This window comes from Streptomyces sp. NPDC042371, from assembly GCF_056437465.1.
On the sequence record NZ_JBWKAP010000001.1, the window covers coordinates 254692 to 270086 of the forward strand.

The following is a 15395-nucleotide window of genomic DNA, read 5'->3' on the forward strand; positions in this document are numbered from 1 at the left end:
GTACGCCGAACGGGTGACCTGGTCGGACGTGGTCGGAGTCGGGGGCGGGGTCAGTGCCCGGTGGCGGTCCTGCCCGGCAGTTCCTCGTCCACCGCCCACGCCGCCACCCACTTGGCCAGCGTGCCACCCGCCCGGGTCCACGCGAAGTGGTCGAGTCGGCCACCGGCCTCCTGCGCCGTGTAGTGGCAGCGGGTGAGACGGGCTCCGGGGACCTTGCCGAGCAGGTGGTCCAGGGCGGAGGCGGGGGCGAAGGAGTCGTGGTCGACGGAGACCGCGAGCACGGGCAGGTCCAGGGTGCCGAGCGCCTTCTCGTAGTCGCGCGCGGAGCCCTTTGCGCTGTAGCGGCCCGTCCGCACCTGCCGTGCCCAGTCGCGCATGACGCCCTTGGGCTGGTTGCCGCCGAAGCCGAGCCGGGTGCCGGGCCAGCGGCCGAGCACGGTCGCCGTGCCCGCGATCAGCAACTGCACCAGGAGCAGGCCGAAGCCGTGCAGCGGCCCGTACGCGCGGAACCAGACCGAGCCCGTGGCGACGACGGCCACCCCGTCGACTCCGGAGCCGCTGGCACCTCCGGAACAGCCGGATCCTCCGGAGCGCCGCGACAGCGCGGCGTACACCAGACCGAGCTGGCCGCCGAGGCTGTGGCCGAGCAGGTGCAGGGGCGGTTCGGTACCGAGCTCGTCGCGGATCGCCGCCACGACCGCGGGCAGGTCCTCCTCGACGATCGCGCGGTACCCGTGGCCCGGCGCCCCGCGCCCGGCGGTGGACGGCGTCGCCCCGCCCTGGCCGCGCAGGTCGACGGTGAGCACCGTCAGTCCCTCGCCGTGGAGTTGGTGCGCGAAACGGCGGTAGAAACGGGCGGGGGTGCCCATGGCGGGCAGGATGAGCACCGCGGGGGCCGGGGGCGGGCCCGGCGCCGGTCCCGAGCCGGACGGCAGGAAGCGTTCGGGTGCGGGGGCGCGGAGCGCGCGCACGGGAAGGCGGGTGCCGTCCGGGAGTTCGGCGGTGGTCAGGAGCGGCAGTTCGCCGACGGGGTCCTGCTTGGTCATGGGGCACAGCATGTCCCATCGCACATATGAACGCACAGGCTCGCGCGCGAAACGGGGCCCAAGGAGGCCAAAACCCTCCTGGGGCCCCGCACTTGCCCATCGGCCACTCAGCGGCCACTCGTCGGCCACCCGGCGACGGCTCAGCGGCTGTACCGCATGAGGGCGCGCACCATGTGGCAGGTGATGTCGGACGGCGGATGGATCCCGACCTCCTCGGCCATCCCTCGTATCGTGCTGTTCTTCGCCTGGTTGGGGAGATAGACGCCCGAGTCGAGCAGCGCTATGGCCAGACGCATGGCCTTGAGGCGGCGGTTGTGGTTGATGTACCACTCGCGCGGGCGTCCGGCGGGCAGCGCCTTCTTCTCCAGCGGTACGTACGGCAGGTCGATCAGGACGGGCTTCGGAACGGTCTTGGACACACGCTTCGATGTGAGTGCGGCAGCGGGCACTGGCATCCTCCTGTCGCGGTCAGGACCCCCCGTCGGGCGCCCTCGAACACTACTGTGATTCTACTGCCAGGCACTGACAATCGCCGCTGGCCAGACCGCCTTTGAGGTAATCGAACAGAAGCCTGCCGACAGGCCTGCGACGGATGGTTCGCAGGTAGCGTGTGGGCATGGAGATCTGGATCAACCCCGCCTGCTCGAAGTGCCGCGGCGCGCTCACGCTGCTCGACGCGGAGGGCGCCGACTACACCGTGCGGCGCTACCTCGACGACGTCCCCACCGAGGACGAGATCCGCGCCGTCCTCGACCGCCTCGGCCTCGAACCCTGGGACATCACGAGGACCCAGGAGCAGGCCGCGAAGGACCTGGACCTGAAGGACCGCGAGGCCTGGCCGCGCGACGCCGCGGGCCGCGACCGCTGGATCAAGGCCCTCGCCGACCATCCCAGGCTGATCCAGCGCCCGATCATCACGGCGGACGACGGCACGGCGGTGGTGGCGCGCACGGAGGAGGCGGTGCGGGACGCGCTGTCGCGCTGAGGGCGCGGATCGAGGGCCCCGGTCGAGGACCCCGGTTGTCCGGCGACCGATGGCCCAAGTCCGGCAAACCGTTACATACCTCTGCCTAGCGTGGGGTGCTCCAGACACAGAGAGGAGCGCGCCGTGCGGAACTGGATGTTCGGAGGCGTATACGGAACGGTCCTCGCGAGCGCGCTGCTCGCGGCGCTGCAGTCGCAGGGCGACACCTACACGCCCTACTACGACGCGGCCTGGGTGATGGTGACCGCGGGCACGGCCGCCCTCGCGCACGGCTACGCGCACCACATGTCGACGCACCAGCCGGGGCGGGGCACCCACCGCTGGCGCCAGTTGGCCTGGGCGCTCGTGGACGAGTGGCCGGTGATCATCGCCTGCTGGCCGACCGTGCTGCTGCTGATCCTGGCCGGTGCCCTCGACTGGCCCGAAAGCCGCGTCACCTACGGCGGGCTGCTCCTGAACGCCGCGCTCCTCTTCGCCTGGGGCACGGTGGCCGCGGTGCGGGTCGGCTACCGGCGGCGCTCGGCCGTGCTGATCGGCGGCGCCGACGCGACGATCGGGCTAGCGATAGCGGCCGCCAACGCGGTCATCAAGTGACGTCAGCCACACCCGCCCCAGGTAACACGGGGTTCACATACGAGCAACGGTCGGGAAATCGCCGGTTGCCACTCTGCTGCTCATCACCACGGCACCGCGGCACCCGCACGTTCTGCGCCGTACCGAGCGTTATGAGGATGAGGCCCCGTGACCTTCAAGGCTGAGTACATCTGGATCGACGGCACCGCGCCGACCGCCAAGCTCCGTTCCAAGACGAAGATCCTTGCGGACGACGCGAAGGGCGCCGAGCTGCCGCTCTGGGGCTTCGACGGATCCAGCACGAACCAGGCCAAGGGCCACGCCTCGGACCGCGTGCTCAAGCCGGTCTTCACCTGCCCGGACCCGATCCGCGGCGGCGCGGACATCCTCGTCCTGTGCGAGGTCCTCAACACGGACATGACGCCGCACGAGTCCAACACCCGCGCCGAACTGGCCGAGGTCGAGGCCCGCTTCGGCGCGCAGGAGCCGATCTTCGGCATCGAGCAGGAGTACACGTTCTTCGAGGGCGACCGCCCGCTCGGCTTCCCCGTCGGCGGCTTCCCCGCCGCGCAGGGCGGCTACTACTGCGGCGTGGGCTCGGACGAGATCTTCGGCCGTGACGTCGTCGAGGCGCACTTGGAGAACTGCCTGCAGGCCGGTCTCGGCATCTCCGGCATCAACGCCGAGGTCATGCCCGGCCAGTGGGAGTTCCAGGTCGGGCCGCTCGCCCCGCTGGAGGTCTCCGACCAGCTGTGGATCGCCCGCTGGCTGCTCTACCGCACCGCCGAGGACTTCAAGGTCTCCGCGACCCTCGACCCCAAGCCGGTCAAGGGCGACTGGAACGGCGCGGGCGCGCACACCAACTTCTCCACCAGGGCGATGCGCGAGGGCTACGCCCCGATCATCACCGCCTGCGAGTCCCTCGGCGAGGGCTCGAAGCCGCTGGACCACGTCAAGAACTACGGCGCGGGCATCGACGACCGCCTCACCGGTCTGCACGAGACCGCGCCCTGGGACGAGTACAAGTACGGCGTCTCCGACCGCGGCGCATCGGTCCGCATCCCGTGGCAGGTCGAGGTGGAGCAGAAGGGCTACATCGAGGACCGCCGCCCGAACGCCAACGTCGACCCGTACGTCGTGACGCGGCTGCTCGTCGACACGTGCTGCACCGCGCTGGAGAAGGCCGGTCAGGTCTGATCCCCCGCCCGTCACCGAAGGGTCGCCCGCCGATTACGGTGGGCGACCCTCTCTTCATCTGATTCAATGGGCCCATGGGCAGCCACCAGAACACCGCGACAGGTCGTCATGACCTCGAGCCTTTCTGGCCCTCCCGTCAGCATCACGACTTCGACCGGGTGTGTTGCCGCGCGACGAACGCGCGGGCCCTCTAAAGCCGTTCACCCGGCCTTCGCCTGACGCGCACGACGTACGTCTCGTTTTCTCGACGATTCCTTCTTCGCGCGAAAGAGCTGACCTCACCATGGCGAATTCCCGTTCCTTCACCGCCTCTGCCTCCGCTTCCGGCCCCACCACCCTCACCCCTCCCCCGCTCACGGGCCGGGGCCGCCTGCGGGCCGTCGACCCCGACGAGGCGGTGCACATCACCGACTTCCTGCCGCCGGGCGCCACCTGGCTGCCCGCGCCGCAGCACACCCTGCCGACCCTGCCGGGCCAGCCCCCGATGGTCGGCTACCTCGTCCTCGTACCGGCGGGCCAGGCCCCCGTGACCGCCGCCGAGCCCGTGCTGCCCGAGGCGCCGCCCGCGCCCGCCCAGGGACCGATCAGGATCGACGGCGTGCAGCGCGCCGCCGAGGTCGACGGGCAGCTCCTCGACCTCACGTACCTGGAGTTCGAGCTCCTCGCCCACCTCGTCGCACACCCCCACCGGGTGCACACCCGCGACCAGTTGGTCACCACGGTGTGGGGGTACGGACACGTGGGCGACGGCCGCACCGTCGACGTCCACGTCGCGCGGCTGCGCCGCAAGCTGGGCGCCGAGCACCGCAGGACGATCCAGACGGTGCGCCGGGTCGGCTACAAGTACGCGCCGCCTGCCCAACGCTGACCTGCGGTTCCCTTCTCTGCCCCGAGCAGAATCCGCTTCCCGGAACACGGGTGCCCGGGGCAGAGTCACCGCCATGAGACTTCTGATGCTGGGTGGTACCGAGTTCGTGGGGCGTGCGGTCACCGAGGCGGCGCTCGCCCGGGGCTGGGAGGTGACCGTCTTCCACCGCGGTCACCACGCCGCGCCCGAGGGGGCACGCGTCGTCCACGGCGACCGCACCGCCGACGGCGGCCTCGCCGGGCTCGCCGATGGCGAGTGGGACGTGGTGGTCGACACCTGGTCGGCGGCGCCGCGGGTGGTGCGGGACTCGGCCCGGCTGCTCGCGGAGCGCGCGACGCGGTACGTGTACGTCTCCAGCGCTTCCGTGTACCGCTACCCGGGCGAGGCAGGTTCCGACGAGAGCTTCCCCGTGGTGGACGGCGACCCGGACGCGGACGCGTCGGCGTACGCGGAGGACAAGCGGGGCGGTGAGCTCGCCGCGATCGCCGGGTTCGGGGCCGAGCGGACGGTGCTCGCGCGGGCCGGGCTGATCCTCGGACCGTGCGAGAACATCGGGCGGCTGCCGTGGTGGCTGAACCGAATGGTGCGCGGCGGGACCGTGCTGGCCCCCGGGCCGCGGGACCTCGGCATCCAGTACGTCGACGTGCGGGACCTCGCCGAGTGGGTCCTGGACGCGGCGGCCGCCGGGCTGCACGGCCCGTACAACCTGGTCAGCCCCATGGGGCGGATCACCATGGGCGAACTCCTCGACGCCTGCGCGAAGGTGACGGAGTCGACCGCGACGCTGCGCTGGACCGAGCCGCAGGCGGTGCTCGACGCGGGCATCGAGCCCTGGATGGAGCTGCCGGTGTGGCTGCCCCCCGGCGAGCTGCACGACACGATGCACCGGACGTCGTCGGAGAAGGCGGTCGCGGCGGGGCTCAGGACCCGGTCCGCCGCCGAGACGGTGCGCGACACGTGGGAGTGGCTGCGGTCCATCGGCGGCACGGCGCCGCAGCGGCCGGACCGGCCGGTCGTCGGGCTCGCCCCAGAGAAGGAGGCGAAGGCGCTCGGCCTGTGAGGTGAGGTGACCTGACATGACGACGTGGCCCCGGCGCTGACTGCGCGCCGGGGCCACGTCATGTGTGCGGGTGTACGCAGGGGGCCTCTCTTACCTCAACGCCCGCTCGACACCGGGGTGTTGTACGGGGCGCCCTGCGGCGGGACGCCCGGCCCCTCCTCCTCGTGGGAGATCTTCGGCAGCCACCGCAGGTACCGCGGCGTGTGCCAGTTGCGCTCGCCCAGGAGGGTCATCAGGGACGGCAGCAGGATCATGCGGACCACCGTCGCGTCCAGGAGGACCGCCACGCCCAGGCCCACCCCCATCTGCTGCATGTCCTGCATGGACAGCGTGCCGAACACCGCGAAGACCGCCACCATGATCACGGCCGCGCCGGTGACGGCGCCCGCCGTGCGCGTGATGCCCTCGCGGATCGCCGCGCGGTTGTCCATGCCCCGGTCGCGGGACTCGCGGATCCGGGAGACCACGAACACGTGGTAGTCCATGGAGAGGCCGAAGAGGACGACGAGGACGAACAGCGGCATCCAGTTCTCGATCGCGCCGACCTTCTCCGAGCCGATCAGCTCCGCGCCCCAGCCGTGCTGGAAGACGGCGGTCATGATGCCGTAGGCGGCGCCCACCGACAGCAGGTTGAGCGCGATCGACGTCACCGCGATCACCGTCGAGCGGAAGCTGAAGAGCATCAGGAGGAACGTCACCCCGGTGATGAAGGCGAAGACCGGCACGATGCCCTTGCCGAGCTGATCGCCGAAGTCCTCGGAGGAGGCCAGGTCCCCGCCCACGTACGCCTGGACGTCCAGCCCGTCGAAGGCCGCGGGAACCGTGTCGTCCCGCAGTTCGTGCAGGGCCTTCTTCGCCTCGGCGTCGGTGCCGTTGCCCGGCAGCGGGATCCCGATCTCGGCGACGCCCGCCGCCTTGTGGACGGTGAGCTCGGCGCCGTCACCGGCCTTGCGCGTCAGCGAGTCGAGCGCGGTCCGCACGGGCTGCGCGGCGATGTCGGCGGGGTCGGCGGCCTTGACGACCACACGGGCCGGGGCGGGCCCGCCGGGGAACTTCCCGGTGATCTTCTCGTACGAGACGGACAGCGGCGCGTCGGAGCCGAACTGCTTCTCCAGGCCGAGCTGTTCGGTCTTCATGCCGAGCGCGGGCGCGGCGAGGGCGAGCAGCAGGACCGCGGCGCCGACGGCGAAGAACTTCGGGCGAGCGAGGACGGGCCGCAGCACCTTGCCCGCCATGCCGCCACTGGCGTGCACGCCCTTCCTGGACGCGCCCTTCCTGGCGCGCCGGTTCAGGAACGGGATGCGGCCCGCGTCGATGCGGTCGCCGAGCCCGGCGAGCAGCGCGGGCAGGACGGTGACCGAGCCGAGCATCGCCACGCACACCACGAGGATCGTGGCGACGGCGAAGCCCTTGAAGAGCAGTAGACCGGACAGGAACATGCCCGCCATCGCGACCATCACGGTCAGGCCCGAGACCAGGACGGCCCGTCCGCTGGTGGCCGCCGCGATCCGCAGGGCCGTCTCCGCGTCCCGGCCCGCCGCCCGCTCGTCCCGTTCCCTGCGCAGGTAGAAGAGGCAGTAGTCGACACCGACCGCGAGGCCCATCAGGAACATCACGGAGTACGTCGTCTCGAACAGGTGCAACTGGTGGCTGGCCAGCGAGAGCAGCCCGAACGCCGCCACGCACGCGGTGAGCGCGAGCCCCACCGGGAGCAGCGCGGCGACCACGGCCCCGAAGGCGATCAGGAGGATGCCGAGCGCCAGCGGCACCGCGGTGAACTCGGCCTTCTTCAGGTCGTCCGCGAGCAGGTCGGACAGCTCCTTCTCGGAGCTCGCGTCGCCGAACTGGTGGACGGAGATGCCCCGCCCCGCGCCGTCCTCCTGAGCCTTCGCCACGGCGTCGAGCACCGGCTGGACGCGGTCGGCCGCCTCGTCCGACGGGCCCTTGATCTCAAAGCGCAGCAGCGCGTCCTTGCCGTCCTCGGAGGGCAGCGGCGCCTTGAGGCCGCGCACGTCACCGGTCGCGGTCAGGGCCTTGGAGAGGTCGGCGGCCGCGTCCCGCCAGCCGTCGGCGGTCCGTGCGGTGACCATGACGAGCTCGCCCGCAGGCTCGTCGATGTCCGCGTCCTTCAGGATCTCGGCGGCCCGGCCCGAGTCGCCGACCCCCATCTCGTCGTCGGAGGCGGTGACCGTGCCGGTGGCCCCGCCGATGACCGTGGCCAGGACCACGAAGACCAGCCAGCCGAAGACGGCCGCCTTCCGGTGGTGTGCGCTCCACACACCGAGTCGTGCCGCGAGGTTCCGCCTCATGGCGCTTCGCCCCCATCAAGTCTGCGTGAGTATGCGTCGGATAAGACGTGACTCACGCTAGAAATCGGCGGCCTCGCGCCCCAGCCGCCGAGACCCCCTCTGCCGGAAGCACAGGGCGAGGCTCGGGGGTGTCGTCAGGTACACCCCCGCCCGGGTGAAGGACCCAGTGACCCCTACCGCCGTGACCAGGGAGACTGTCCTTCTGACAGGCAGCTTGAGGAGAGGGACATCATGGGGACATCACGGGTGGGCAGGGCCGTGATAGCGGGTGCACGCGGCCTGTATCTGGCGGTCGTCTCGCTGGCCGGCGGGATCATCTTCTTCGTCAACGCGGTCCTCGCGATCGCCTTCATCCCGCTCGGCATCGGCGTACTCACCACCCCGGTGGTGCTGACCGGCCTGCGCAAGCACGCCAGCCTGCGCCGCGTCCAGGCCGGTGAATGGTCGGACGTCCACATCCCCATCCCGTACCGGCCCTTCCCGCCGAACATGCGACGCGGACTCATGGGGCAGGTCGAGCGCTGCCAGCTGATGCTGAAGGACCCGGCGACCTGGCGCGATCTGCAGTGGCTGCTCGTCGACATGACCGCGGGCTTCATCGTCGCGATCCTGGCGCCCTCGCTGCTCCTCTACATGCTGTACGGCTGGGTGCTGGCCTTCGGCGTGTGGGAGCCCATCTACAACGCGGGCGGCGGCGAGTGGTACGGCTTCATCCACGTCACCTCGCAGACCGACGCGAACTACGCGGCCGCGCTCGGCACGGGCCTGTTCGTCGTGGGGCTCTTCCTGAACCCCGTCCTCATCCGCACCCACTTCCGCATGGCGCGGGCGCTCATCGCCCCCACCACGAGCATGCGTGAGCGCGAACTGTCCCTGCGCGTGGACCACTTGACGGAGACCCGGCACGACGCCGTGGACACGTCGGCCGCCGAGCTGCGCCGCATCGAGCGCGATCTGCACGACGGGGCGCAGGCCCGTCTGGTCGCCATGGGCATGGACCTCGGCACCATCGAGGCGATGATCGAGAGCAACCCCGCCAAGGCCAAGGAGCTGATCGGCAAGGCCCGGCAGAACTCCGGCGAGGCGCTGACCGAGCTGCGCGACCTGGTCCGCGGCATCCACCCGCCGGTCCTCGCCGAACGCGGCCTCGGCGACGCGGTCAAGGCCCTCGCGCTGCGGCTTCCCGTCACCACCGAGGTCGACGTGGAACTGCGCGGCCGGGCCGAGGCGCCGGTCGAGTCGGCGGCGTACTTCGCGATCAGCGAGATCCTGACGAACGCGATCAAGCACTCGGGCGCCGAGCGCATCTGGGTCGACATGCACCACGCCGACGGCATGCTGCGCATCGCGGTCACCGACAACGGCAAGGGCGGCGCGGTCGCCGGTGCGGGGTCCGGGCTGAGCGGGATCGAACGCCGACTCGGTACATTCGACGGCGTACTGGCCGTCAGCAGCCCGGTTGGCGGCCCGACCATGGTGACCATGGAGATCCCTTGCGAGTTGTCCTAGCCGAAGACCTCTTCCTGCTGCGCGACGGCCTGGTGCGGATGCTGGAGGCGTTCGACTTCGAGATCGCGGCCGCGGTGGAGAGCGGGCCCGAACTCACCAAGGCCCTCGCGGAGTTGCAGCCGGACGAAGATGCCGTCGCCATTGTCGATGTACGGCTTCCGCCGTCCCACACCGACGAGGGGCTCCAGTGCGCACTCGCCGCCCGCCGGGCCAGGCCGGGCCTGCCGGTCCTCGTCCTCTCGCAGCACGTGGAGCAGCTCTACGCCCGCGAGCTCCTGGCCGACGGGAACGGCGGCGTCGGCTATCTCCTCAAGGACCGGGTCTTCGACGCGGCGCAGTTCATCGACGCCGTGCACCGGGTCGCGGGCGGCGGCACCGCGATGGACCCGCAGGTCATCCAGCAGCTCCTGTCCCGGCGGTCCGCCGCCGACGAACCGCTGGGCGCGCTGACCCCGCGCGAGCGCGAGGTGCTCGAACTCATGGCGCAGGGCCGGTCGAACGCGGCCATCGCGGCGCAGCTCGTCGTCACCGAGCGGGCCATCGCGAAGCACACGTCCAACATCTTCGGGAAGCTGGATCTGGCGGTCTCCGACGACGACAACCGCCGGGTCCTCGCGGTCCTCGCCTATCTGGACCAGGGGCGCTGAGGACGACCCGCCACGACCCGCCCCACGTCAGGGCGCGTCTGAACGCATCGGGTCGCTGATGCGTATGTAGCCCCATGGGACGTACCTCACGAAAACGATCAAGGCTGGCGCGGCGCATGGTCGCCGCGTCCGCAGCGGTAATCATGGGCGGCGGCGGCCTGATCGCCGTGAACGTCTACGCGAATGCCGAAGAAGGCGCTGACCAGCCTCCCCCGCAGAGCGCCGGACAGCAGGCGTCGACCATCAGCTGTCCGGACGTCGGCAACCAGCTGCCCGAGGTGCCGGACGCCGCGCGCGGCGAAGTGGACCGGCAACTCGCCGACCTGGACGGCCAGATCACGGAGGCGTACGGGCAGTTCGAGCAGACACAGGACAAGGAGTCCCTGCTGGCTCCCCTCGAGGAGAAGCGCCGGGAGACCCTCGGCGGCATCACGGACACGCTCGACCGGTCGGGCGCCCGGCCCGAGGGGCTCGACAGCATGGCGCCTTGTACGTTGCGTGCCGATGACCAGGAGCAGGGGCAGGAGCAAGGTCAGGAACAGGGCGAAGAGCAAGGTCAGGCCCCGTCCGGCAATGGGCCCGAAGCCGGTGACTTCGTCAAGATCCAGTCCGTCCGGCCCAACGTCAACCGCCCCCGCGACGGCCGCAACGCCTCGCGCGGAACCTTCACCACGAAGTGCGGGCGCAACGCGAACGGGAAGTTCAATCCGGACAACGTCATCGTCGCGCCCGGCGTGAGCAACGGCGCCCACCACATGCACGACTACGTGGGAAACCAGGCGACGGACGCCTTCTCCAGTGACGACGACCTCGCGAACGGTCGGACCAGCTGCCGCAACCAGGGCGACAAGTCGACGTACTACTGGCCCGTCCTGCGGCTGCAGAACGGGAAGAACGAGGACGACGCCCAGGCCGACGGCGGCGGCAAGGACCAGAACGTCGGCGAGATCCAGACACCGGCTTCCGTGTCGCTGAAGTTCGCCGGAAATCCGAGGAGCAAGGTCGTCGCGATGCCGCGCTTCCTGCGCATCATCACCGGTGACGCCAAGGCGTTCACGAACGGCGACGCCAACGCGAACGCGTCGTGGAGCTGCACCGGATTCGAGAACCGGCAGCTGAAGGACAAGTATCCGATCTGCCCCGAGGGCAGCAAGGTCGTCCGGACGTTCAACTTCCAGAGCTGCTGGGACGGGCAGAACACCGACAGCGCCAACCACCGCACCCACGTCGCCTTCGCCGACCCGCGGTCCGGCGCCTGCCCGAGCGGCTTCCGGGCCGTCCCCCAGCTGGTGCAGCGCATCGTGTACGACGTGCCGCCGGGCCCCGGCTTCGCCGTCGACTCGTTCCCCGAGCAGCTGCACAAGCCCGTCACCGACCACGGCGACTTCATCAACGTCTTCGACGAGCAGCTGATGCGGCGCGTCGCGAAGTGCGTCAATTCCGGTCAGCGCTGCACCTGACGGCGCGCGCCTGACGGCTCTCACCCCTCGTGGTGGCCGTGGTGGCCACCGCCGTGCCTCCCCGCGGCGTCCACCACGGTCCCGCCGAGGCGGTCGTGCAGCGCCGCGATGTCGTCGGCGCCGCCGACCGCCACCCACTTGCTGCCGCCGACGAGGTACGTACCCCCGTAGTCGTTCGCCTCGTCGAGCCATTCGGCCTGGCCACGGGCGTTTGTAAAGGTTACGAGCACGTAGCGCCGGGCACCGTTCTGACAGGTGGCCTGGCGCAGGTCGGCCGCGTCCGTCTGGACGTCCGGCCGGCATCCCGCCTCGGCCGCCAGCTGCTCAAGGCTGCCGCTCGCCGTGCGTGGTGTGTCGTCACCCCCCGAGCCGCATCCCACCACCATCATCGAAGCTCCCACAGCCATGCCCGAAAGCGCGTACCGCGCTGCCCGCACCGTCTTCACCCGTCCCACCAGCCTCTTCCGACGAGCCGAACTCGCCTGTCTCGTATGCACCGTTGAGGACGGTCGGCCGCGCGGATACCGTGCGCCGCAGCCGTCACCCCAGGGGGTACACATGTCCGAACCGTCCCGACGTACCGTGCTCGGCACCGCGGGGGCCCTCGGCCTCGGCGCCGCCGTCGGCGTACCGCTGTCGGCCCACGCCGCCGACGGGCCCGCAGGACCCACCGGGCCCGACGCGGGCCCCGCCTTCGATACGGATTCCGCGCGCTCCGCGCTCAACAGACTCCTGCCGCATCACGCGGAACAGTTCCGGCTCAGACTCCTCCCCGCCCGCGGCCGCGAGGACCGCTTCAAGGTCACCGGGAGCACCGGCCGGATCGAGGTGTCCGGCACGACGCCCGCCGTACTGCTCACCGGCGTCCACTGGTACCTGAAGTACGTCTGCGGGGCCCACATCACCTGGAACGGCAGCCAGCTGGACCTGCCGCGCAGGCTGCCCGCACCGGTCCGGCCGCTGGAGCGGTCCACCTCGCTCCCCCACCGGTTCGCCCTGAACGACACCAACGACGGATACACCGCGCCGTACGCCGACTGGGCGTACTGGGAGCGGATGATCGACGTGCTCGCCCTGCACGGGTGCAACGAGGTGCTGGTGATCGCGGGCGCCGAAGCGGTGTACCGGCGGGTCCTGACGGAGTTCGGCTACTCCGACGCGGAGGCCAGGGCGTGGCTGCCCGCCCCCTCGCACCAGCCCTGGTGGCTGCTGCAGAACCTCTCCGGGTACGGCGGGCCGCTCTCGGACCGGCTGATCGACGACCGGGTGAAGTTGGGGCAGCGCATCGTGCGGCGGCTGCGCGAGCTCGGCATCGCGCCCGCCTTCCCCGGCTACTACGGCCACGTGCCGGACGGGTTCGTCGAGCGCAACGGCGGCGACGCGCGCGTCGTCCCGCAGGGCTCGTGGCACGGGTTCGCGAGACCCGACTGGCTCGACCCCCGCACCTCGACGTTCGCAAAGGTCGCCGCCGCCTTCTACCGCCACCAGGAACAGCTCTTCGGCCCCGCCGACCTCTTCAAGATGGACCTGCTCCACGAGGGCGGCACCGCGGGCGACGTGCCCGTGCCCGCGGCCGCCCGCGGCGTGGAGGCGGCCCTGCGCAAGGCGCGGCCCGGCGCCACCTGGGTGATCCTCGGCTGGGAGGCCAACCCGCTGCCCGCGCTGCTCGACGCCGTCGACAAGAAGCGGATGCTGATCGTCGACGGCGTCTCCGACCGGTACGCGAAGGTGCCGGACCGGGAGAAGGACTGGGGCGGCACCCCGTACGCCTTCGGGACCATCCCCAACTTCGGCGGGCGCACGACGATCGGGGCCCGCACCCACCTCTGGAACGAGCGGTTCTTCGCCTGGCGCGACAAGGCGGGCAGCGCGCTGACCGGCACCGCGTTCATGCCGGAGGCCACGGACCGGGACCCCGCAGCCTTCGAGCTCTTCTCCGAGCTGGCCTGGACGAAGGAGCCGGTGGACCGCGCCGACTGGTTCTCCTCCTACGCCGACTTCCGGTACGGCGGGCACGACCGCGCCGCGCGCGCCGCCTGGCGGGCCCTCAACGACACCGCCTACCAGCACACCGCCGTCGAACGCAGCGACCCGCACGACTCGCTCTTCGCCGCACGGCCCGACCTCGCGGCGGCGCGCGCCGCGGAGTACGCGCCGCGCGCGCTCACCTACGACCCCGGTCTTTTCGACGCGGCGCTCACCGGGCTCCTCGGCGTGGCCGGGCCGCTGCGGGGCAGCGCCGCCTACCGCCACGACGTGGTCGACGTGGCCCGGCAGGCCCTCGCCCACCGCAGCCGTCAGCTCCTGCCGCAGCTGCGGGCCGCGTACGAGCGGGGGGACCGGCAGACCTTCGGCACCCTCGCGGCGCTGTGGCTGCGCCTGATGCGGCTCACGGACGAGGTGACGGGCACCGACTCGGCGTTCCTCATCGGCCCCTGGATCGAGGCGGCCCGGCGCATGGGGACGAGCGACACGGAACGCGCCGAGTTCGAGCGGACCGCCAAGGTCCTGATCACCGTGTGGGGCGAGCGCGCCACCGCCGACGCGGGGCGGCTGCACGACTACGGCAACCGCGAATGGCACGGCCTCATCGGCGACCTGTACGTCCCGCGCTGGCAGACGTGGCTGGACGAGCTTGCCGACGCGCTGGCGGCCGGGCGGGCACCGAAGCCCGTGGACTGGTTCGCGCTCGAAGAGAAGTGGACGCGGGAACGCAAGGACTACCCGCTGCGCCCGCCCACCGGCTCCCCGCACCGGATCGCCTCCCGGGTCAGGGACGCCCTGGCGCGCGCGCCCTACCAGGGCACCCTGGAGGTCACCGCGGACCCGCCCGCCTTCCCGCCCGCCGGTCACGCCCGCCTGACGGCCTCCTTCCGCAACGTCAACGGGCTGCGCGCCACGGGGCGCGTCGACTTCGAGTTGACCGGCATCGAGGCGGAGCCGACGGGGCCCGTCTCCCTGCCGCGGGTCGCCCCCGCGGGCACGGGGAAGGTCACCTGGCGGGCCTCGGCACCGGACACTCCCCTGGACCGGCCGCTGCGCCCGCTCCCGTACGAGATCGCCGTGCGGTACGGGCCCGCGGGCGAGCGGCGGGTGCGCTCCGTCCACGAGGGCGTGCTGTTCGAGGCGGGCCCGGTGGACGACGCCTGGAAGTCCTACACGAACAACGCGGCGGTCTTCGGGCAGTTGGCGGACCGGTACGCGATCGACGGGGGCGGCGCCGACCTGTGGAAGGGCACGGCCGAGTTCGGGACGCTGTACCGGGAGGGCGCCCTGCGGGACGGGGTGTCGGTCACGGTACGGGTCGACAAGCAGGAGGTGACGGGCCCCTGGGCCCGAGCGGGCCTGATCGCCCGCAACTCCCTCGCGAAGCCGCTCTCCCCGGGCTTCCTGGACCTGGCCGTGACGCCCGGCAACGGGGTCGTCCTCTCGTACGACACGAACGGCGACGGCACCCTGGACACGTACAAGCGCATCACGGGCATCTCGGCCCCCGTGCTGCTCCGGCTCTCCCGCGCAGGGAACACCTTCACGGGCGCGTGCTCGACGGACGAGGGCGCGACGTGGCGGACGGTGGCGACGGTGCCGGTGCCGGGGGTGGCGGCGGCGCAGGACGTGGGGTTCTTCATGAGTGCGACGAACGGGGGTGACGGGGGGCGCGGGACGGTGGAGTTCAGCGGGTGGCGGCTGGGGTAGCGGCGCCTGACCACCGGAAAAGGGCGTGACGTGGGGGGAAGGGGG

13 protein-coding genes are annotated in these 15395 nt (G+C 71.5%); 9 read left to right on the forward strand and 4 right to left on the reverse strand.

The window, feature by feature from the left end:
- Positions 1-50: 50 nt before the first annotated feature.
- Both AC068B_RS01150 and AC068B_RS01155 read right to left on the reverse strand, forming a co-directional pair.
- Positions 51-1046, reverse strand: a complete 996-nt coding sequence (locus tag AC068B_RS01150; protein WP_478668162.1) for an alpha/beta hydrolase family protein — start codon at positions 1044-1046, stop codon at positions 51-53.
- Between the two features lie 140 nt (positions 1047-1186).
- A complete protein-coding gene (locus AC068B_RS01155; protein ID WP_478668164.1) occupies positions 1187-1495 on the reverse strand; it encodes a hypothetical protein in 309 nt (102 codons plus the stop codon).
- Positions 1496-1662: 167 nt separating this feature from the next.
- On the opposite strand from AC068B_RS01155, the gene AC068B_RS01160 reads away from it, so the two are divergent.
- The 5 genes from AC068B_RS01160 (at position 1663) to AC068B_RS01180 (ending at position 5729) form a co-directional block, all read left to right on the forward strand.
- Complete coding sequence (locus AC068B_RS01160; protein ID WP_478668165.1) at positions 1663-2031, forward strand: arsenate reductase family protein; 369 nt, start codon at positions 1663-1665, stop codon at positions 2029-2031.
- 123 nt (positions 2032-2154) lie between these two features.
- Positions 2155-2625, forward strand: a complete 471-nt coding sequence (locus AC068B_RS01165) for a hypothetical protein (protein WP_478668166.1) — start codon at positions 2155-2157, stop codon at positions 2623-2625.
- A 147-nt stretch (positions 2626-2772) separates the two neighbouring features.
- The gene (glnII, locus tag AC068B_RS01170; protein ID WP_478668168.1) at positions 2773-3801 is read left to right on the forward strand and encodes a glutamine synthetase; all 1029 of its coding nucleotides are present in this window, start codon (positions 2773-2775) and stop codon (positions 3799-3801) included.
- A 283-nt stretch (positions 3802-4084) separates the two neighbouring features.
- Positions 4085-4669, forward strand: a complete 585-nt coding sequence (locus tag AC068B_RS01175; RefSeq protein ID WP_478668169.1) for a winged helix-turn-helix domain-containing protein — start codon at positions 4085-4087, stop codon at positions 4667-4669.
- Positions 4670-4742: 73 nt separating this feature from the next.
- Positions 4743-5729, forward strand: a complete 987-nt coding sequence (locus tag AC068B_RS01180) for an NAD-dependent epimerase/dehydratase family protein (protein ID WP_478668170.1) — start codon at positions 4743-4745, stop codon at positions 5727-5729.
- Positions 5730-5824: 95 nt separating this feature from the next.
- Here AC068B_RS01180 and AC068B_RS01185 read toward each other — a convergent pair whose 3' ends face one another.
- Complete coding sequence (locus tag AC068B_RS01185; RefSeq protein ID WP_478668172.1) at positions 5825-8038, reverse strand: MMPL family transporter; 2214 nt, start codon at positions 8036-8038, stop codon at positions 5825-5827.
- A 231-nt stretch (positions 8039-8269) separates the two neighbouring features.
- On the opposite strand from AC068B_RS01185, the gene AC068B_RS01190 reads away from it, so the two are divergent.
- From AC068B_RS01190 to AC068B_RS01200, 3 genes are all read left to right on the forward strand, one after another.
- On the forward strand, positions 8270-9547 hold the full coding sequence (locus AC068B_RS01190) for a sensor histidine kinase (RefSeq protein ID WP_478668173.1): 1278 nt from the start codon (positions 8270-8272) through the stop codon (positions 9545-9547).
- A complete protein-coding gene (locus AC068B_RS01195) occupies positions 9532-10194 on the forward strand; it encodes a LuxR C-terminal-related transcriptional regulator (protein ID WP_478668175.1) in 663 nt (220 codons plus the stop codon). Before AC068B_RS01190 ends, AC068B_RS01195 begins: the two co-directional genes overlap by 16 nt.
- Positions 10195-10268: 74 nt before the next feature.
- Positions 10269-11654, forward strand: a complete 1386-nt coding sequence (locus AC068B_RS01200) for a DUF1996 domain-containing protein (RefSeq protein WP_478668176.1) — start codon at positions 10269-10271, stop codon at positions 11652-11654.
- Between the two features lie 20 nt (positions 11655-11674).
- Here AC068B_RS01200 and AC068B_RS01205 read toward each other — a convergent pair whose 3' ends face one another.
- On the reverse strand, positions 11675-12061 hold the full coding sequence (locus AC068B_RS01205; RefSeq protein ID WP_478668178.1) for a hypothetical protein: 387 nt from the start codon (positions 12059-12061) through the stop codon (positions 11675-11677).
- Between the two features lie 151 nt (positions 12062-12212).
- Between AC068B_RS01205 and AC068B_RS01210 the strand changes: the two genes are divergently transcribed.
- A complete protein-coding gene (locus AC068B_RS01210) occupies positions 12213-15350 on the forward strand; it encodes an alpha-N-acetylglucosaminidase (protein ID WP_478668179.1) in 3138 nt (1045 codons plus the stop codon).
- The last annotated feature ends 45 nt before the right edge of the window (positions 15351-15395 follow it).